This window comes from Pseudomonas sp. JDS08PS003, from assembly GCF_045013505.1.
Lineage (GTDB): Bacteria > Pseudomonadota > Gammaproteobacteria > Pseudomonadales > Pseudomonadaceae > Aquipseudomonas > Aquipseudomonas protegens_B.
Window position 1 is genome coordinate 3,028,132 of record NZ_CP120724.1, and the last position, 17,345, is coordinate 3,045,476.

The 17,345-nt window shown below is 65.1% G+C and carries 18 protein-coding genes; 11 read left to right on the top strand and 7 right to left on the bottom strand.

Going from position 1 to position 17,345, the window contains the following annotated elements:
* Window positions 1-197: 197 nt before the first annotated feature.
* Together P7C00_RS13955 and P7C00_RS13960 are read left to right on the top strand one after the other, a co-directional pair.
* Window positions 198-608, top strand: a complete 411-nt coding sequence (locus P7C00_RS13955; RefSeq protein ID WP_404939537.1) for a hypothetical protein — start codon at window positions 198-200, stop codon at window positions 606-608.
* Window positions 609-731: 123 nt separating this feature from the next.
* Window positions 732-1,748, top strand: a complete 1,017-nt coding sequence (locus tag P7C00_RS13960; RefSeq protein WP_404939539.1) for a YhcG family protein — start codon at window positions 732-734, stop codon at window positions 1,746-1,748.
* A 94-nt stretch (window positions 1,749-1,842) separates the two neighbouring features.
* Here P7C00_RS13960 and P7C00_RS13965 read toward each other — a convergent pair whose 3' ends face one another.
* From P7C00_RS13965 to P7C00_RS13980, 4 genes are all read right to left on the bottom strand, one after another.
* Window positions 1,843-2,181, bottom strand: a complete 339-nt coding sequence (locus P7C00_RS13965) for a YkvA family protein (protein ID WP_346632607.1) — start codon at window positions 2,179-2,181, stop codon at window positions 1,843-1,845.
* Between the two features lie 244 nt (window positions 2,182-2,425).
* Entirely contained in the window at window positions 2,426-3,253 is an 828-nt protein-coding gene (locus P7C00_RS13970; RefSeq protein WP_346632608.1) for a sulfite exporter TauE/SafE family protein, read from the bottom strand.
* Window positions 3,250-4,527: an FAD/NAD(P)-binding oxidoreductase gene (locus P7C00_RS13975; protein ID WP_346632609.1), complete on the bottom strand. Its 1,278-nt coding sequence runs from the start codon at window positions 4,525-4,527 to the stop codon at window positions 3,250-3,252. The genes P7C00_RS13970 and P7C00_RS13975 overlap by 4 nt, the downstream gene beginning before the upstream one ends.
* A gap of 26 nt (window positions 4,528-4,553) precedes the next feature.
* A complete protein-coding gene (locus P7C00_RS13980; RefSeq protein ID WP_346632610.1) occupies window positions 4,554-5,438 on the bottom strand; it encodes an MBL fold metallo-hydrolase in 885 nt (294 codons plus the stop codon).
* Between the two features lie 251 nt (window positions 5,439-5,689).
* On the opposite strand from P7C00_RS13980, the gene P7C00_RS13985 reads away from it, so the two are divergent.
* A complete protein-coding gene (locus tag P7C00_RS13985; protein WP_346632611.1) occupies window positions 5,690-7,003 on the top strand; it encodes a sigma 54-interacting transcriptional regulator in 1,314 nt (437 codons plus the stop codon).
* Between the two features lie 27 nt (window positions 7,004-7,030).
* On the opposite strand, the gene P7C00_RS13990 is transcribed toward P7C00_RS13985, so the two are convergent.
* Window positions 7,031-7,573, bottom strand: coding sequence for a GNAT family N-acetyltransferase (locus tag P7C00_RS13990; protein ID WP_404939541.1), 543 nt, complete (start codon window positions 7,571-7,573; stop codon window positions 7,031-7,033).
* A gap of 180 nt (window positions 7,574-7,753) precedes the next feature.
* On the opposite strand from P7C00_RS13990, the gene P7C00_RS13995 reads away from it, so the two are divergent.
* Window positions 7,754-9,253: a helix-turn-helix transcriptional regulator gene (locus tag P7C00_RS13995; protein ID WP_346632613.1), complete on the top strand. Its 1,500-nt coding sequence runs from the start codon at window positions 7,754-7,756 to the stop codon at window positions 9,251-9,253.
* 218 nt (window positions 9,254-9,471) lie between these two features.
* Entirely contained in the window at window positions 9,472-9,732 is a 261-nt protein-coding gene (locus tag P7C00_RS14000; RefSeq protein WP_346632614.1) for a DUF1652 domain-containing protein, read from the top strand.
* 14 nt (window positions 9,733-9,746) lie between these two features.
* Here the strand turns inward: P7C00_RS14000 and P7C00_RS14005 are convergent, their stop codons facing one another.
* Together P7C00_RS14005 and P7C00_RS14010 are read right to left on the bottom strand one after the other, a co-directional pair.
* A complete protein-coding gene (locus tag P7C00_RS14005) occupies window positions 9,747-11,141 on the bottom strand; it encodes a sensor histidine kinase (protein WP_404939543.1) in 1,395 nt (464 codons plus the stop codon).
* Window positions 11,119-11,802: a response regulator transcription factor gene (locus P7C00_RS14010; RefSeq protein ID WP_346632616.1), complete on the bottom strand. Its 684-nt coding sequence runs from the start codon at window positions 11,800-11,802 to the stop codon at window positions 11,119-11,121. Before P7C00_RS14010 ends, P7C00_RS14005 begins: the two co-directional genes overlap by 23 nt.
* Window positions 11,803-11,971: 169 nt before the next feature.
* Here P7C00_RS14010 and P7C00_RS14015 point away from each other — a divergent pair, with 169 nt between their 5' ends.
* The 6 genes from P7C00_RS14015 to hcnC all read left to right on the top strand — a co-directional run bounded on the left by P7C00_RS14015 (window position 11,972) and on the right by hcnC (window position 17,221).
* A complete protein-coding gene (locus P7C00_RS14015) occupies window positions 11,972-12,313 on the top strand; it encodes a hypothetical protein (protein ID WP_346632617.1) in 342 nt (113 codons plus the stop codon).
* Window positions 12,314-12,351: 38 nt separating this feature from the next.
* Window positions 12,352-12,738, top strand: coding sequence for a hypothetical protein (locus tag P7C00_RS14020; RefSeq protein ID WP_346632618.1), 387 nt, complete (start codon window positions 12,352-12,354; stop codon window positions 12,736-12,738).
* 186 nt (window positions 12,739-12,924) lie between these two features.
* A complete protein-coding gene (locus P7C00_RS14025) occupies window positions 12,925-13,866 on the top strand; it encodes a hypothetical protein (RefSeq protein WP_346632619.1) in 942 nt (313 codons plus the stop codon).
* A 379-nt stretch (window positions 13,867-14,245) separates the two neighbouring features.
* On the top strand, window positions 14,246-14,563 hold the full coding sequence (hcnA, locus tag P7C00_RS14030; protein ID WP_102864437.1) for a cyanide-forming glycine dehydrogenase subunit HcnA: 318 nt from the start codon (window positions 14,246-14,248) through the stop codon (window positions 14,561-14,563).
* Complete coding sequence (gene hcnB, locus P7C00_RS14035; RefSeq protein WP_346632620.1) at window positions 14,560-15,969, top strand: cyanide-forming glycine dehydrogenase subunit HcnB; 1,410 nt, start codon at window positions 14,560-14,562, stop codon at window positions 15,967-15,969. Before hcnA ends, hcnB begins: the two co-directional genes overlap by 4 nt.
* Complete coding sequence (gene hcnC / locus P7C00_RS14040; protein WP_346632621.1) at window positions 15,962-17,221, top strand: cyanide-forming glycine dehydrogenase subunit HcnC; 1,260 nt, start codon at window positions 15,962-15,964, stop codon at window positions 17,219-17,221. The genes hcnB and hcnC overlap by 8 nt, the downstream gene beginning before the upstream one ends.
* The last annotated feature ends 124 nt before the right edge of the window (window positions 17,222-17,345 follow it).

Genomic DNA, 17,345 nt, shown 5'->3' on the forward strand with positions numbered 1-17,345 from the left:
CTCGGCAGCCTGCAGCGACCCACCTAACACGCGGCTTTCAGCCAGGTGAAGGAAGTTTTAGGTAAGGCCTGTATTTCCTTTCATGTGGATTCATTTGTTCTTGCTTCGGGGCCTCGACACGCTTGATGGGCATCGACGCAGCCGATTGTCCTGGGCTTGCGTCGCACTCATTTCTGTTATTGGCGAGGTACGTTTTCATGAGACTCAAACCGCTGTTGCTGATTCCCGCCCTGGGTCTTGCCTGCTTGCTCAGCGCCTGCGCCGGGCCGATGCCCCAGCCCGATCCCAGTGAGGCCTGGATTGGCCTGGAGGAAGAGGCGCCCAACGACCTGATGGCCGAACGGGTGGACGGGAAGACGGTCGACGATGGGCGTTATTTTGAGGTCAAGCCCGGCGCTCATCGCCTGGACGTGACCTTGTTTGAAGAGAGCGTCGGCGACTCCAATCAACAAGACTGCAATGGCCATATCAGCTACAGCGGTTTCAAGGCCGGTGAGCATTACAAACTGGTGGAGTCGAGCCTGGGGACCGAGGTGTCGGTTCGCTTGTATGACGCCAAGGGCAAGCAGGTCGCCAGCACCCATGGCTTTGCGTGCATGCCTGGCTGACGGGGCTTTTTGCGTCACTGAAACAAGGACGTTTCGCTCAAGCTAAAGAGACGGGGCCGACTATAGCGGCACGGTGAGCCGGGTGATGATGGAGGCCTTTATCCAGGCAACCGGGCGTTCGTCATGAAGCAAGAGGCTGAAGCGGCCGTCACCTCCACCGAGGTGGCATTCAACGAAGTGGCGCTAATGATCACCGCCGCACGGCAGCGGGCGGTGCGGGCGGTGAATACTGAACTGGTGGAGTTGTATTGGCAGGTCGGGGCCTATATCAGCCGCAAGATAGAGGCGGCGGAATGGGGCGATGGCGTGGTCCAGCAATTGGCGGATTACCTGGCGCGGCAGCAGCCGGGGCTGCGGGGGTTTACCCGGCGTAACCTGTTCCGCATGCGTCAATTCTATGAGGCCTATCGAGGGGAGGAGAAAGTGTCAGCAGTGCTGACACAATTACCCTGGACCCAGAATCTGATCATTCTTGCGCAAGGTAAATGCGCGCAAGAGCGCGAGTTTTATCTGCGCATGGCCATTCAGGAGCAGTGGTCGACCCGAGAGCTGGAACGGCAGATCAAATCCGCGCTGTTCGAACGCACGCTGACTCGCCCGGCCAATGCCTCGGCAACCTTGAAGCAGGCCCGTCCCGAGGCCCTGAAGGTCTTCAAGGATGCCTACATGGTGGAGTTTCTCGGCCTGGCCCAGGGGCATGATGAAGTCGATCTGCACCAGGGGTTGGTGCGCCAGCTCAAGGATTTTCTGATCGAGATGGGCCGAGATTTCTGCTTTGTCGCGTCTGGCTATCCCCTGCAGGTTGGCGGGCGGGATTTCGTCCTGGATCTGCTGCTGTTCCATCGTGGATTGAATTGCCTGGTGGCCGTTGAACTCAAGGTCGGGCGCTTCGAACCGGAGTACCTGGGCAAGCTGGACTTCTACCTGGAGGCCCTGGACCGCCAGGTGCGCAAACCCCATGAAAACCCGGCCCTGGGCGTTCTGCTCTGTGCCAGCAAGGATGACGAGGTGGTGGAATATGCCCTCAACCGTTCACTGTCGCCGGCGTTGATCGCCGAGTACCGGACCCAGCTGCCGGACAAGAAACTGCTGCAGGCCAAGCTGCAGGAGTTTTATGCCCTGGACACGGAGGCGCGATGAAGCTGGCGGCAAGTTTGTGCGGGCGTGTTTAAGTGCTTTGGTGAATCGGGTGAGCACCGAGGACCGCCCCCCAGCCGTTGCGTCTGCCCCTTGCTCAGTCTGGTTCACTGCCGAACCAGTCCGCCAGGCGTGCGCTGGCTTGCTGCTTGACCTCGGCGTTGATGTGGGCAGCCACGGCCAGCACTGAACTGGCCAGCAGCCCAAGGTCATCCACGTACCCAGCCCCGGGGATCAGGTCCGGGATGATGTCCACTGGCAGTATGAAGTAACCCAGGGCCGCGTAGATGGTGGCCTTGGCCCAGATCGGGGTTTGCGGGCGTTGCGCGGCGTAGTAGAGCCACAGGGCTTTTTGGATCAGGGTCCGGCCGATGCGCGAGGCGTAGCGGCCGATCTTGCGCCAGAGGCACTGTTCAAGGGATTGGGCTGTCGACATGGCGCGCTCCTGGGGGATGCAAGTCCAGGCCATAGTCGTCACCTGCGCCTCTGAACGGCAGAGGCCAATATTTCCCCGGTGGTTCTCCACGTAGGAGCCGGCTTGCCGGCGAAGAGGCCGCTCGTGGCGCCGCTATTTTTCCCTTGCAACGCCAGCGTCGGTGAGGACGCCTTCGCGGGCAAGCCAGCTCCTACGGGTGGCGGTGCGTATGTTGGTGTAGGAGCCGGCTTGCCGGCGAAGGGGTTCAACGGGATAGCCAGCCCAAGGCGCCAGCCGCCAGCAGCAGCCCGGCCAATATGCCGGTGAGGGCGAACAGTTGTTGCAGGCGCGGACCCGCCAGATGGCTGGCCACCTGGCGGCCCAGCACCAGGCCCACCACCGCGCCCAGGGCAAAGGGCGCACCCACGGCCCAGTGCATCACGCCGCTGAGGCTGGCGGTGACCACGCTGCCCAGGGACACCAGGGCAATCACCGCCAGCGAGGTGGCGACGATGCTCTTGCTGTCCAGGTTGGTGTAGCGGCTCAGGGCCGGGATGATCACGAAGCCGCCGCCGACGCCGAGCAACCCCGAAAGCAGTCCCGAGAGCATGCCGGTGAAGGTCAGGGCCCGGGCGCAGGGCAGGGTCCAGCGCAAACGACCCTGGACCGGGTTGAGCACACAAGGCAGGAACGCCGGGCGTGGCGCGACCTGGCCCTGTTTCAATTCCAGGCTGGCCTTGCGCAGGATGCGCCCGCAGGCATAAAGCAGCACCAGGGAAAACAGCAGGGCCAGGGGCAGGTTGGGCAGGCGGTGGGCCAGCCACAGCCCCAGCGGCGCCATGAGGATGCCAATGCTGGCGACAAACCCCGCCGCGCGGTAGCGCACGATGCCCTGGCGCAAGCCCAGCACTGCGCCGACGCTGGCGGCCAGACCCACCGCCAGCAGGCCGATGGGAGCAGCCTCGACCATGCTCAGGCCCAGGCCGAACACCAGCAGCGGCACCGCGAGGATGCCGCCGCCGGCGCCAGTCAGCGCCAGGATCGCGCCAATGACCGCCCCCAGCCCAGCGCCCAAGAGACTGTGTTCATTCATGTCTTCGGGGTGTCCGTGGCCAGGGTCGGTTGTGCCAGCCATTCATGGCCCTTGAGCATGCCGCGCCAGTACAGCGGCGGCAGAATCCGTTCCTTCAGCCACCAGGCGCGACGGGTCGCCTGGCGGCCGTCCAGCAGCCAGCGCGGGAAGCTCGGCGCCAGCTTGCCGCCGTAGGTGAATTCGGCGAGGACGATCTTGCCCCGTTCCACGGTCAGCGGGCAGGAGCCGTAGCCGTCGTACTGGGCCAGCCGGGTCAGGCGCTTGAGGGCCACCAGCACGTTGTTGGCCACCACCGGCGCTTGCTTGCGCGCCGCCGCGGCGGTCTTGGCATTGCTGGTGTTGGTGGCGTCTCCCAGGCCGTGGATATTGACGAAACGCTTGTGGCGCAGGCTGTGGGGATCGACATCGACCCAACCGGCAGCGTCGGCCAGGGGGCTTGCGCGGATAAAGTCCGGGGCGCATTGCGGCGGCACCACGTGCAGCAGGTCGAAGGCGCGCTCCAGGGTTTCCTGACGGCCGTCGGCCAGGGTGCGGACGAAGGTCGCGCGCTTGGCCGGGCCGTTCACCGCCACCAGGTTGTGGCCGAAATCCAGCTCGATGCCGTACTTCTTCACGTATTCCATCAGCGCCGGCACGTAGTCCGCCACGCCGAACAGCACGCCGCCGGCATTCAGGAAGCGCGGCTTGATCTGTCCCAGGCGGCCGTTGCGCCGCCAGTGGTCGCAGGACAGGTACATGGCCTTCTGGGGCGCCCCGGCGCATTTGATCGGCATCGGTGGCTGGCTGAACAGCGCCTCGCCCTGTTGCAGCTGCTGCACCAGTTGCCAGGTGTAGGGCGCCAGGTCGTAGCGGTAGTTGGAGGTCACGCCGTGGTTGCCCAGGGCCTCGGGCAGGCCGTCGATGGCCGCCCAGTCGAGCTTGAGCCCGGGGCAGACCACCAGTTGGTCATAGGCCAGCACGCGGCCGTCATCCAGCACCAGGGCATTGTTGTCCGGTTCGAACAGGCTGACAGCGTGCTGCAGCCACTTGACGCCCTTGGGCATCAGCGCGGCCATGCTGCGTTCGGTGGACTGGGCGCTGAACACCCCGGCGCCCACCAGGGTCCAGCCGGGCTGGTAGTAGTGGCTGCCGGCGGGGTCGATGATCGCCACGTCCAGGTGTGGGTCGCGGGACATGAGGCTGGCGGCGACGGCAATGCCGGCGGCACCGCCGCCGACGATCAGCACCTGGTGGCTGCCGTCGACGGCGCGCAGGGCTGGGTTGATGGGACGCATGGCAAGGTTTCCGTGTGGAGTAGTCGTTATAGGGTATTGAGGGGGATCTTCAGGTAGCTGATGCCGTTGTCTTCGGGCTCGGGAAAGTGCCCGCTGCGCATGTTGACCTGCACCGAGGGCAGGATCAGCACCGGCATGTCCAGGGTGGCGTCGCGGGCTTCGCGCATCTTCACGAAGCTGTCTTCGTCGACGCCCTGATGGATGTGGATGTTGTTGGCGCGCTGCTCGGCGACGGTGGTCATGTACTGCAGCTCGCGGCCGTTGGGCAGGTAGTCGTGGCACATGAACAGCCGGGTTTGCGGGGGCAGGGCGAGGATCTTGCCGATGGAGCGGTACAGGGTCCGAGCATCGGCCCCGGGGAAGTCGCAGCGGGCCGTGCCGTAGTCGGGCATGAACAGGGTGTCGCCGACAAAGGCCACGCACTCGTCGCCCACCTGCACCAGGTAGGTCATGCAGGCCGGGGTATGTCCCGGGGTGTGCAGTGCCCGGGCGCTGAGGCCGCCGATGGCGAACTCGGCGCCATCTTCGAGCAGCACGTCGAACTGGCTGCCGTCCCGGGCAAAGGCCGGCGCTTCGTTGAACAGCGCGCCGAAGACTTTCTGCACCCGGGTGATCTGATTGCCGATGGCCACCTGAGCCCCCAGTTGCTGCTTGAGGTAAGCCGCGGCGGACAGGTGGTCGGCGTGCACATGGGTTTCCAGGACCCAGTCGACCCGGGCGTCCAGCTCGCGTACCCGGTTGATCAGGCGGTCGGCGGATTCGGTGCGGGTGCGGCCGGATTTCGGGTCGTAGTCCAGCACGCTGTCGATCAGCGCACAGCGGCGGCTGGCCTGGTCCATCACCAGGTAGCTGATGGTCCAGGTGTGAGGGTCGAAAAAGGCTTCTACACGCAGCGTGTCGCTGATGATCATGGGGCACTCCAGGCAATGAAGGTGAGGGCAGTCTGCGCTGTCGCTCGTCCCTTGGACTGTCAATAAACGTGCCAACCCGTGACGCCCGGATTGGCTACCTGTTCATTGAAGTAGAAGGTTGCAGAGGCTGCCATCAGGCGTTTTTCGACGCGACTGCCAGCGGTATTTGGCAGTGATATGGCAGTTGGTGGCAGAGCATGGCAGAAAGCCGCGCCGTGCTTTAAGCTGCCGCCATTGCCCCGGAGTTGCCCATGTCCCTGATCGCCACCGACCTTGCCCAGCCGTCCATGGCTGCCCTGGTGTCCTACCTCGAACACGATCCGCAACCGACCATCGTCCTCGACACCGACTACAACATCATCGCCGCCAACACCGCCTACCAGCGTCAGTTCGGCGTGGCCGGCAAGCCTCATGTGGGCGCCAAGTGCTACCGCGTATCCCACCAGTTCGCCGTGCCCTGCGACCAGGCCGGGGAGCATTGCCCGATGCGCAAGGCTCATGACAGTCGGGTGCCGGAGCGCATGCTGCACATCCATCACACACCTCGCGGCCCGGAGCACGTGGACGTGGAACTGCGGCCGATCATTGGCGAGGCCGGCACCGTGGTGGCTTACGTCGAGCGCCTGAGTTCAGTGGCGGTGGCTTCGGTGCAGCCCCAGCAGAAGGGCCTGGTGGGACGCTCGCCGGCCTTCAACGAGGCCTTGAGCGCCCTGCAGCGGGCGGCCCCGGCCCCGATTCCGGTGCTGCTGCAGGGCGAGTCCGGCACCGGCAAGGAATTGTTCGCCCGTGCCCTGCACGATGGCAGCCCCCGGGCCAGTGGACCGCTGGTGGTGGTGGACTGCACCGGGCTTACCGAAAGCCTGCTGGAAAGCGAGTTGTTCGGCTATGAAAAGGGCGCCTTCACCGGGGCTCTGCAACGCAAGATCGGCCTGGCGGAAGCGGCCCATGGCGGCACCCTGTTTCTTGACGAGATCGGCGAGGTGCCCCTGGCCATGCAGGTCAAGCTGCTGCGCCTGATCGAGTCCGGCAGCTTCCGGCCGGTGGGCAGCCTGCGCACCGTGCACTCGGATTTCCGCCTGGTGGCGGCGACCCACAAGCCGCTCAAGGAAATGGTCGCTGCCGGCACCTTCCGCCAGGACCTGTACTACCGCATCAGCGCCTTCCCGATCCGCCTGCCGGCCCTGCGCGAACGCAGCGACGACCTGCCGTTGCTGATCGACAGCCTGTTGCGCCGCCTCGATCCCGGGGTGGTGCCACGGGTCGACCCCCAGGCCCTGGAGCAATTGCGCCTGTACACCTATCCGGGGAATATCCGCGAGCTGCGCAACATCCTCGAACGGGCGCGGTTGTTCAGTGATGATGGGGTGATCCGCCTGCAGGACCTGCCGGCAGAACTGCGCAGCCCACAGGCACCGGCCCCTGTGATTCGCCGTCGCGCCGGCAAGGACCTGGAACAACTGGCCCATGCCCTGGAAGTCTTCGACGGCTCGCGCAGCGAGTTGGCCAAGGCCCTGGGGCTGAGCGAGCGGACCCTGTACCGGCGGCTCAAGGCCCTGGGCTTGTAGTGGCGGGCAGGGGCGGGGAAGGCCGCCTCAGCCCTGGGCGGAGTGCTCCTTGCGGGGCAAGTCGCAGGCCATCACCCACATGCCGATCTGCTCCAGGTCGGTGCTGAACGGCACCTCGTCGACCTGCCGCAGGCCGGCGCTTTCATAAAAGCGCCGGGCGCCGCTGTTGCTCTTGAGTACGTCCAGCCACAGGCAGGATTCCCCGGCGGCGCTGGCCCGTTGCAACACATGCTCGAGCAGGCGCCGGCCATGGCCCTGGCCGGCCTGGGACTTGAGCAGGTAGATCTTCTGCAGTTCGGCCCCGGGCCGGCCGCTGCCCGGCGTCGGGCGCGCCCAGTTGAGTTTGGCGAAGCCGATGGGCTGGTGCTGCGCGTCCAGGGCCAGCAGCCACAGGTGCTGGTCCCGGGCCGCCAGGGATGCTTCGAGGTTGGCGGGGGAGAAGTCCTGGTCGAGAAACTGCTGCATGCCGTCACTCGTCCAGATCGCCGCAAAGTGTTCGCGGTAGGTGGCGCAGCCTATGGCCTGCAGTGCATCGATATCGCGGCTGTCGGCTTCACGGATGGTGATCATGCTTCACTCCTTGAGGGCGGTCGGACCGGGCGCAGCAGCTTAACCCTTCGCGCTGGGTGGCTCCAGTGCGCAGGGTTACGGTGCAGGGCACGATGGCGAGCGGCCGTGGTCGTAGTGTTCAGCCCCTTTTTTCCGGCGCGCGGCCTGTCCGCTGTGGCGCCGGGTCCTATTGGAGATGCCATGAGCCAGGCCGTACTTGCCACTGAAACCAATCGCCGCCAGTTGCAGCAGATCATCGCCGGTCTGTCCGACGGGGTGATCCTGATTGAGATCGACAAGGCTCGCAGCCTGCTCTGGGCCAATGAAGCGGCGCTGGCCATGCACGGGGTCGGCGAGGTCGGCGAGCTGGGGGCCAATGTCCGTGAATACGCCCGGCGCTATGCCTTGCGCTACCGCAACAATCACCCCCTGGCCCTGGAGGCCTATCCCATCAACCGGGTGGCCGCCGGTGAAACCTTCAGCGACGTGGTGGTGGAGGTGCAGGCCGAGATCGACGGCGAACCGCGGCACTGGGTGCACCGGGTGCGCAGCATGATCCTCACCGATCGCAGTGGCGCGCCCGAGTCCCTGGTGCTGATCCTCAGCGATGCCACCGACTGGGCCAGCGCCGAACAGCGCTTCGAAAAGACCTTCAACGCCAACCCGGCGCCGGCGGTGATCTGCCGCCTCAGTGACCTGCGTTACATCAAGGTCAACCAGGGCTTTGTGGAAATGACCGGCTATGCCCGGGATCAGGTGATCGGCCGTTCGGTGTACGAGCTGGATGTGCTGGAGGACGCCGAGCACAAGGACCTGGCCATCGAGCGCCTGGGCCAGGGCGCGACCATTCCGCAGATGCAGGCCGAGCTGCGCCTGCCGGACGGCGGCAGCAAGCTGGTGATCGTCGCCGGCCAGCCCCTGGACATCAACGATGAAGACTGCATGCTGTTTTCCTTCATGGACCTGGAGCCGCGGCGCAAGGTCGAGATTGCCTTGCGCCAGAGCGAGGAGCGCTTTGCCAAGTCGTTCCGCCTGACCCCGGTGCCGACCCTGGTGTGCAGCGCCGAGCAGCAGATCGTCGACGTCAACGAGGCCTTTCTCAACACCTGCGGCTACAGCAGCGAGGAGTTGCTGGGCAAGACCATTGCCGCCACCGGGTTCATCGCTGAAGCCGCGGCGGCCACGCAACTGTTCAATCAACTGGAGAAGGCCGGCAATGTCGATGGCCTGGACCTCAAGGTGCGCCAGAAGAGCGCCGAGCTGATCGATTGTGTGGCCTACGCCGACACCGTGCTCATCCAGGACAGCCCCTGTTACCTGCTGGTGCTGATGGACATCAGTGAGCGCAAGCGTTCCGAACTGGAGCTGGTGGGGGCCATCGAGGAGGTGATGCGCGACGCTTCCTGGTTCAGCCAGACCCTGATCGAAAAACTGGCCAACGTCAGAAGCCCGAAGACCCAGGACACCCCCGGGGTTTCCTCTGCCGACCTGACGGCCCGCGAGCGGGAGGTGCTGGGGCTGATCTACCAGGGGCTGGCGGACAAGGAGATTGCCGCCCAGTTGAAGCTGGCGCCCAACACCGTGCGCAACCATGTTGCCACCCTGTATTCCAAGCTGGGCGTGCACAGCCGTGGCGAAGCCGTGGTCTGGGCCCGGGAGCGCGGACTGTTTGTCGGCACGGCTGCGGGCCGGGGGCGCTGAGCCGGTGCAAATGCACCAGTGTGACCAGTGCAAATGCGCCTTCTGCGGGCGACGCGGCTTTTCTACGCTGTGATTCTGAGCAAGTCCCGCTACGGGCCTTGGCACTGCGAACCACAGCAAAAGGACAGCCAGCATGGGCAATCGACAAATCAAGGGCAGCGTTGGCGCGGTCGCCGGCCCCGGCGGGCTGGCGCGTCTACTGCTGGGGTGTCGCTGAGGTGCCGGCCGTGATCACCCAGGCCCGGTTACGTGCCTGTATCGAACAGCGGCTGGCGCCCTTGGCCTGCAGCTTCAGCAATGCCGGCGACGGCACTCTGACCCTGCGGGTGTTCGAGCCCGACAGTGGCCGGGTCGACCTGGTGGTGACCGGACTGAGCAGCAAGTCCCTGCACAGCGAGGCCGACATCGAGAGGATCATCGACGAGTTGCTCTACGAGCTGGACAGCAACTCCCTCAAGCAACTCGATCTTTCGTCCTGAGTCCGGTCCGGCCTTCAGCCTTCGCTGATCAGGCTCGGCCGGCAATCCAGGCTCAGGCGCGCGCCGCCCCGTTCGCTGCTGCCCACTTCGAGCTTGAAGCCGTGCAGGCTGACGATGGCGGCAACAATCGACAGGCCCAGGCCGAAGCCGCCCTGGGCGTTGCTTTCGTCCACCCGGTAGAAGCGTCGGAACACCGCCGCCCGTTCCGCCGGGGGAATGCCCGGGCCTGTGTCCAGGACTTCCAGGCGCGGGCTGCCGCCATCGTCGAGGCCGCGCAGTATCACTTCACCCCCCGGCGGGGTGAACTTGATCGAGTTGCTCAGCAGGTTGGCCAGGGCCTCGAACAGCAAGGCGCGGTCACCGGTGAGCCGGGGCAGGCTCGGCGGTACATCCAGCACCAGGGTCAGGCGACCTTCTTCGGCCAGGGGCAGGTAGAAGTCGTGCAGTTCCTGGAGCAGGGGCAGGGGATCGAGTTCGAGGAAGCCCGATCGCCGTTGCTGGTCTTCCAGTTCGGAGATGCGCAGCAATCCGCGAAAGCGCGCCATCAGGGTGTCGGCCTCGGCCAGCAACTGGTCCATTTGCAGGGCCTGGGGCGAACCTTCCTCGGCCTGTTGCTGCAGGCGATAGAGCTGGGCCCGCAGGCGGGTCAGCGGGGTGCGCAGGTCGTGGGCGATGTTGTCGCACACGCCCTTGACCTCGTGCATCAGCCGCTCGATGCGTTCGAGCATGGCGTTGACGATGGCCGCCAGCATGTCCAGTTCGTCACGCCGATCCGACAGTGGCAGGCGCCGGGTCAGGTCGCCGGCGACGATGGCCTCGGCGCTGGCTTGGATCTGACGGATGCGCCGCAAGGGCCGGCGGCGCAGCAGGTGCCAGCCGGCGACCCCGGGAATGATGGTCAGGGAAATCCCCCACAGCAGCGCGTGGAGAATGATCCGGGTCACCGCGAACAGCGAGCCGTTGTCGCGCACCAGCACCAGCCAGCGGCCGTCCCGGGTGTGGGTGGCCACGGCGTCGCAGCTGTCCCGGGGCAGGCTCGGGTCGTCGGAGTCGATGCAGTTCTTCAGCTCGTGGATCTTGCCGTCCAGGGGCAGGTCGTCGGGGATCTGGCGGATCGGTCCGCTCAAGGGCCGGCGCTGTTCGTCGAACAGGCCGTAGGCGTCGATGGCGCGCATGTCGAAGGTCATGCTGGTGGTCAGGGCCTCCACCAACTGGTCGCCTTCGAAGCGGGCGAACAGGTGCTGGCGCTGCATCAGCGAGTGCTTGGCCAGGCTGTCCAGGTAGGTGGAGACTTCGTAGTACAGCACCCCCATGAGGATGCAGCTCCAGGCCACGAACAGCGTGCTGTAGAGCGCCAGCAGGCGGCTGCTGGAAGAGCGCCAGCCCTTAGAGGGGTTCAGCAATGACATAGCCCGAGCCTCGCACGGTGCGGATCAACGGGGTCATGCCGGGCGGGTCGATCTTCTTGCGCAGGCGGCCGATGTGCACGTCGATCAGGTTGGTCCCCGGGTCGAAGTGATAACCCCAGACCTCCTCGAAGATCATCATCCGCGAGAGGATCTGCCCGGTGTTGCGCATGAGAAATTCCAGCAGTTTGTACTCGGTGGGCAACAGGCTCAGCAACTGGTCGGCGCGGGTCGCTTCGCGGCTGATCAGGTTCAGCTCCAGATCGGCCACCCGCAGGCAGGTGTCGAAGTCCTTGACCGTGTTCTTGCGCCGCAGCAGCACCTCGACCCGGGCGGCCATTTCGTCGGAGGCGAAGGGCTTGGTCAGGTAATCGTCGCCGCCGGCCCGCAGGCCGCGCACCCGCTCATCGACATCGGAGAGGGCGCTGATCATCAGGATCGGCGTCGACACACCGATGGTGCGCAGGGTGGTGACAATGGCCAGGCCGTCCAGCTCCGGCAGCATGCGGTCCAGGGTGATCAGGTCGTAGTCGCCGCTCACGGCGCGCACCAGGCCTTCGCGACCGTTGTCCACCCAGTCCACGTCAAGGCCGTGGCTGCTCAGTTCGGCGACGATCTCCCGGGCCGTTACGGCGTCGTCTTCGATGGTCAGAATGCGGGTCATAGGCGTTACCTGCTTAGCGGTTCGTGACACAGGCGGGCATTTTGCCAAGAAACTGTGGCCGGGATTCTAAATAAACTTTCATCTGGCTTGGCGTCTGGTCCGCGCAGCCCGAGTCAGGGGTGTTGAAGCTTGATATCATCCGGCCACTTTTTTGCCAGGAGGCGTCACCATGAGTGCCCTGACTCGGGTCGGCTGGAAGCCCTTTGTCGTTGTATGCCTGATGCTGCTGTGCAGCGCGGCGGCCCAGGCGGCCAATCAACCCTGTTCCGGAAACAAAGGCGGCATCGCCCGTTGTGACGGCGAGCTGTTCCTGTGCAACGACGGCTCCATCAGTGCCTCGAAGAAGAACTGCGCGCTGATGTTCGGCCAGCGCTCCTCCACCCCCCGCGCCGAACCGCTGCTGCGCGATGCTCAGGGTTGTACCTGTGGCAGCGGCAGTTTCTGTACCGGACCGCGGGGCGGGGTCTACTGCCTGACCCCCAGTGGCAATAAAAGCTACAAGCGGCGTTGAAGCCCCGATTGAGCTTCTCTGTATCAAGGTGTCATGCAATGAAATACGCATCACGTTTCAAGGGGCTGTTGTGGCTGGTGGTGGCTAGCCTGCTGTTGAGTCTCGCCGTGGATCTGGCGCTGCGCCTGCCGGGCTATCTGCAGGCCTATGCCGCCGATCCCCGCTATGCGCGGTGGATGCTGGGGTATCGCGCCCTGGACGTCTTGGTCATTGCCCTGATGGCGGCGATAGTGCCGGGCATCATGCGGCTGCTGGATTTTCGCCGGTCCGCCTGGCTGGCATTGCCGCTCTTTACCTTGTGGGGGCAGGGCATCGCGCAATTGACGCTGGCGGGCAACCTGCTGCTGGCGCTGTGGGTCCTGGGCCTGCTGGGGCACTGGTGCTATACCCGGGGCCGGGAGCTTTACCTGAGCAAGCGCGCCTGAGGGCGCCGCCGTGCAGAACGCCCGCCACAAAACCCCCTGGCCGGTAAAATGCACGATCCAGGTGTGGCAATTAATCGCAAGCCATTGAAATACATCGGTTTATAAAGTTCGTGCAACTGGCACGGTGACTGCACTTATCCCTTCGAGACGTGTAACACCCTCTTTCATGCCTGGAGCAGAACAACAATGAACAGACCCTCTGAACACCTGCTCGCCACTGCGGACGCCTCGAGTCATTACTCGGGGGTGTCCTGGGCGGCGATCTTCGCCGGCGCCGCGGCGGCTGCAGCCTTGTCCCTGATCCTTTTACTGCTGGGCTTCGGCCTGGGCTTTTCCGCGGTTTCGCCCTGGGCCGGCAGTGGCATCAGTGCCAAGGGGCTGGGTATCTCCAGCATTGTCTGGTTGGCCCTGACGCAGATTCTGGCCGCCGGGTTGGGCGGCTACCTCGCCGGGCGCCTGCGGGTGAAGTGGGCCAACCTGCACGGCGATGAAGTGTATTTCCGTGACACGGCCCACGGCTTCCTGGCCTGGGCCGTGGCCACCCTGGTGACCGCGACTCTGGTGGTGGGCTCGGTGACGAGCGTCATCAGCGGCGGCGTGCAGGCCGGTGCCCAGGTTGCTTCCGGGGCCGCCAGCGCCGCGACCCAAGTGGCCGGTCATGCGGCGGCCCAGGGCTCCCAGGACGATTACGGCTATTTCGTCGACAGCCTGTTCCGCGATGATCGCCCGGTGGCGGTCAGCGACGATGCGGCGCGGGGCACGGTGTCGCGGATCTTCGTGCGCACCTTGAGCAACGACGGTCAGCTCTCGCCTGAGGACCGCAGCTACCTGGCGCAACTGGTGGCCCAGCGCACCAACCTCAGCCAGGCCGAAGCCGAGCGTCGGGTGGACGAGGTGTACGCCAAGACCCAGCAAGCGGTGCATGAAGCCAAACAAGCCGCCCGAGAGGCCGCCGACAGTGCCGCCAAGGTGGCTGCCTGGTCGTCGTTGTGGATGTTCATCGCACTGCTCTGCGGGGCCTTCTTCGCCAGTCTGGCGGCGACCTTCGGCGGCCGTCGCCGGGATGCCGTGGTCTGGTTTGAAACCGACGTCCAGCCGCGCACCGTGGCCCCGACTCCCGTTCACTGACCCAGGAGAACTCCCATGCGCTCATTACTGTTGTGGTTCCTCGGTGTGCCGATCCCGGTGATTATCCTGATCGCCATTTTCGTGCACTAAGCATCGTCTTCGACGCGGGCTGCCCGTTGTCCATGCGCCGCTGCCGGCTTCTGCCGGTAGCGGCTTTTTTGTGGCCTGTGTCGCAAGTCTGAGAGAGGGGGGGCGGTGCTTGGGGGCGCACCGGCCTTTTGCTTGGCCCAGATCAATATTCCTGTCGGACAAAAGTACTAGATTGGCCCGCGCTCGGTTCTGACAGAGTCTTCGGAACCGCGGTGTTACCACGTCCTCGCCCCAGGATTGCGGGCGGCAGGATGCCGGTACCCCACTCACTTCTCACGGATGAACCGCAATGCGTCAGATAGACCGCAATTTTGATATTCAGCCGCTGCAGCATGCGGACATGACCATCAGTCTCAACGGCCAGCCGGTCACTGCCGCCCTGGGTGAAACAGTTCTCAGCGTGATCCAGGCCACCGGCCTGCGCCAGGTGGCGCGCAACGACCACGGGCAACTGGTGGGTGCCTACTGCGGCATGGGCGTGTGCCATTGCTGCCTGGTGCAGATCGACGGCCGTCACAAGCGCCGCGCCTGCCAGACCCTGGTCAAGCCGGGGATGCAGGTGCAGACCCTGAGCAACCGCATCAGCGAGACGGAGCCCACGGTATGAGCCTGAACCCGGTAATTGTCGGCGGTGGGCCGGCGGGCATGGCGGCGGCCATCGAGCTGGCCGAGCACGGCGTGCGCAGCACCCTGATCGAAGAAGCCTCGCGCCTGGGCGGCGTGGTCTTTCGCGGCCCGCTGCGCGATGGCGTGCAACTGGATTACCTGGGACCGCGCTACTGCGACATGCTGGCCAAGCTGCACGGGGATTTCGGCGATCACGAACAGATGATCGAGGTGCGCCTCAACAGTCGGGTGATCGGCGCCGAGGGCTTCGACAGCCTGATGCTGCTGGATGCCGACGAGCAGGTGCAGCAGGTGACCTATGGACAATTGTTGCTGGCGGCCGGCTGCCATGAGCGCAGCGTGCCGTTTCCTGGCTGGACGCTGCCGGGGGTCAAGTTGCTCGGTGGCCTGCAACTGCAGATCAAGAGCGGCGTGGTCAAGCCGCAAGGTCCGGTGGTGATCGCGGGCACCGGGCCCTTGTTGCCATTGGTGGCGTGCCAGTTGCACGCCTCGGGCGTGCGGGTGGCCGGGGTCTACGAGGCCAGTGCCCTGAGCAAGATCGCCAAGCAGAGCCTGGCCCTGCTGAACAAGCCCCAGCTGTTTCTCGACGGTCTGAGCATGCTGGCCTACCTCAAGCTCCACGGCATCCCCCTGCGCTATGGCTGGGGCGTGGTGGAAGCCCAGGGCCAGGATGCCTTGAGCGTGGTCACGGTCGCCCCTTATTCCGCCGACTGGCAGCCGGACATGGCTCAGGCCCAGCGCATTGCTGCCCAGACCCTGGCGGTGGGTTATGGCTTCATTCCCCGGACCCAACTGAGCCAGCAAATGGGCCTGGATCACGGCTTCAGCGACGACGGCTATCTGCGGGCTAGCGCCAACGCCTGGCAGCAGAGCAGCGAGCCGCACATCCACCTGGCCGGCGACATGGGCGGGATTCGGGGCGGTGAAGCAGCGATGCTTACCGGCCGCATTGCGGCGCTGTCGATCCTCATGCAGCGCGATGTACTGACCAACGAGGCGGCCTTGCAACGGCGCCAGGGCTACCAGCGCAAGCTGGCCTCGATCCTGCGCTTTCGCGGCGCGGTGGACCGCTATACCGCACGTGGCACCGGGCAGATAGACCTGCCCAAGGGCGACACCGTGATCTGCCGTTGTGAACACACCACCCGCAACGATATCGAGCGCGCCCTGTCCCAGGGCGTGCAGGACATGGCCAGTCTGAAGATGCGCACCCGGGTGAGCATGGGCGACTGCCAGGGACGGATGTGCGTCGGCTATTGCAGCGACCGCCTGCGCCAGGCCACCGGACGCAAGGATGTGGGCTGGATTCGCCCGCGCTTCCCGTTGGACCCGATTCCGTTTTCCGCCTTTGCCGCACCTGACCAGGAGGTCCCCGGACATGAGTAAGTATTACGACGTGGTGATCGCCGGTGGCGGCGTGATCGGGGCGTCCTGCGCCTATCAGCTGTCCAAGCGCAAAGACCTCAAAGTGGCGCTGATCGATGCCAAGCGTCCAGGCAATGCCAGCCGGGCCTCGGCCGGTGGCCTGTGGGCCATTGGCGAGTCGGTGGGCCTGGGTTGCGGGGTGATCTTCTTTCGCATGATGTCGGCCAACCGCAAGCGCGAGGCCCAGGGTTCGGCGGTGGTGGTGGACTCCAGCACTCCGCATATCCTGCCGCAGTCGTTCTTTGACTTCGCCCTGCAGTCCAACGAACTGTACCCGCGTCTGCACCGTGAACTGATCGGCTTGCACGGCATGGACTTCAAGTTCGAACAGACCGGGCTCAAGTTCGTCATCTATGACGACGAGGACCGCCTGTACGCCGAGCACATTGTCGGTTGCATCCCGCACCTGTCCGATCAGGTGCGCTGGCTCGACCAGGCGGCCCTGCGCGCCGCCGAGCCGAAGGTCAGCCACGAAGCCCAGGGCGCCCTGGAATTCCTCTGCGATCACCAGGTCAACCCCTTCCGCCTGACCGATGCCTACACCGAAGGCGCCCGGCAGAACGGCGTGGATGTGTACTTCAACACCAACGTCACCGGAGTTTTGCACCAGGGCAGTCGGGTCAGTGGGGTGCAGACCGCCGAAGCCGGGCTGTTCCATTGCTCGACCCTGATCAATGCCGCCGGTGCCTGGGCCGCCGAGCTGAGCCTGCAGGCCACTGGGGTGGAGATTCCGGTGAAGCCGGTGAAGGGCCAGATCCTCCTCACCGAACGCATGCCCAAGCTGCTCAATGGCTGCCTGACCACCAGCGACTGCTACATGGCGCAGAAGGACAACGGCGAGATCCTGATTGGCAGTACCACCGAGGACAAGGGTTTCGACGTCAGCACCACCTACCCGGAAATCAATGGCCTGGTACAGGGCGCGGTGCGCTGCATCCCTGAGCTGGCCCAGGTCAACCTCAAGCGCTGCTGGGCGGGCCTGCGCCCGGGCTCGCCGGATGAGCTGCCGATTCTTGGGCCGATGGACGGGGTCGAGGGTTACCTCAACGCTTGCGGACACTTCCGTACCGGCATCCTGACCTCGGCGATCACCGGTGTCCTGCTGGACAAACTGGTGAACGACGAAGCCCTGCCGCTGGACATCACTCCGTTCCTGGCCCGGCGCTTTGCCACGGCCACGGCCACGGCGAAAAAACTGCCCGAACCGGCCTGACAGATCCCCGCGGGGAACTGCCGGACCGTCGTAGGAGCTGGCTTGCCAGCGAATGCGTTTCCAAGAGCGCCACAAGGCTTACGGGTCGCTTCGCCGGCAAGCCGGCTCCTACGGTGAGGGCGGT

Bases quoted from the DNA above. Each gene is read 5' to 3' on its own strand.
- P7C00_RS13955 (WP_404939537.1), top strand. From the start codon at position 198: ATGAGACTCAAACCGCTGTTGCTGATTCCCGCCCTGGGTCTTGCCTGC.
- P7C00_RS13960 (WP_404939539.1), top strand. From the start codon at position 732: ATGAAGCAAGAGGCTGAAGCGGCCGTCACCTCCACCGAGGTGGCATTC.
- P7C00_RS13965 (WP_346632607.1), bottom strand. From the start codon at position 2,181: ATGTCGACAGCCCAATCCCTTGAACAGTGCCTCTGGCGCAAGATCGGC.
- P7C00_RS13970 (WP_346632608.1), bottom strand. From the start codon at position 3,253: ATGAATGAACACAGTCTCTTGGGCGCTGGGCTGGGGGCGGTCATTGGC.
- P7C00_RS13975 (WP_346632609.1), bottom strand. From the start codon at position 4,527: ATGCGTCCCATCAACCCAGCCCTGCGCGCCGTCGACGGCAGCCACCAG.
- P7C00_RS13980 (WP_346632610.1), bottom strand. From the start codon at position 5,438: ATGATCATCAGCGACACGCTGCGTGTAGAAGCCTTTTTCGACCCTCAC.
- P7C00_RS13985 (WP_346632611.1), top strand. From the start codon at position 5,690: ATGTCCCTGATCGCCACCGACCTTGCCCAGCCGTCCATGGCTGCCCTG.
- P7C00_RS13990 (WP_404939541.1), bottom strand. From the start codon at position 7,573: ATGATCACCATCCGTGAAGCCGACAGCCGCGATATCGATGCACTGCAG.
- P7C00_RS13995 (WP_346632613.1), top strand. From the start codon at position 7,754: ATGAGCCAGGCCGTACTTGCCACTGAAACCAATCGCCGCCAGTTGCAG.
- P7C00_RS14005 (WP_404939543.1), bottom strand. From the start codon at position 11,141: ATGTCATTGCTGAACCCCTCTAAGGGCTGGCGCTCTTCCAGCAGCCGC.
- P7C00_RS14010 (WP_346632616.1), bottom strand. From the start codon at position 11,802: ATGACCCGCATTCTGACCATCGAAGACGACGCCGTAACGGCCCGGGAG.
- P7C00_RS14015 (WP_346632617.1), top strand. From the start codon at position 11,972: ATGAGTGCCCTGACTCGGGTCGGCTGGAAGCCCTTTGTCGTTGTATGC.
- P7C00_RS14020 (WP_346632618.1), top strand. From the start codon at position 12,352: ATGAAATACGCATCACGTTTCAAGGGGCTGTTGTGGCTGGTGGTGGCT.
- P7C00_RS14025 (WP_346632619.1), top strand. From the start codon at position 12,925: ATGAACAGACCCTCTGAACACCTGCTCGCCACTGCGGACGCCTCGAGT.
- hcnA (WP_102864437.1), top strand. From the start codon at position 14,246: ATGCGTCAGATAGACCGCAATTTTGATATTCAGCCGCTGCAGCATGCG.
- hcnB (WP_346632620.1), top strand. From the start codon at position 14,560: ATGAGCCTGAACCCGGTAATTGTCGGCGGTGGGCCGGCGGGCATGGCG.
- hcnC (WP_346632621.1), top strand. From the start codon at position 15,962: ATGAGTAAGTATTACGACGTGGTGATCGCCGGTGGCGGCGTGATCGGG.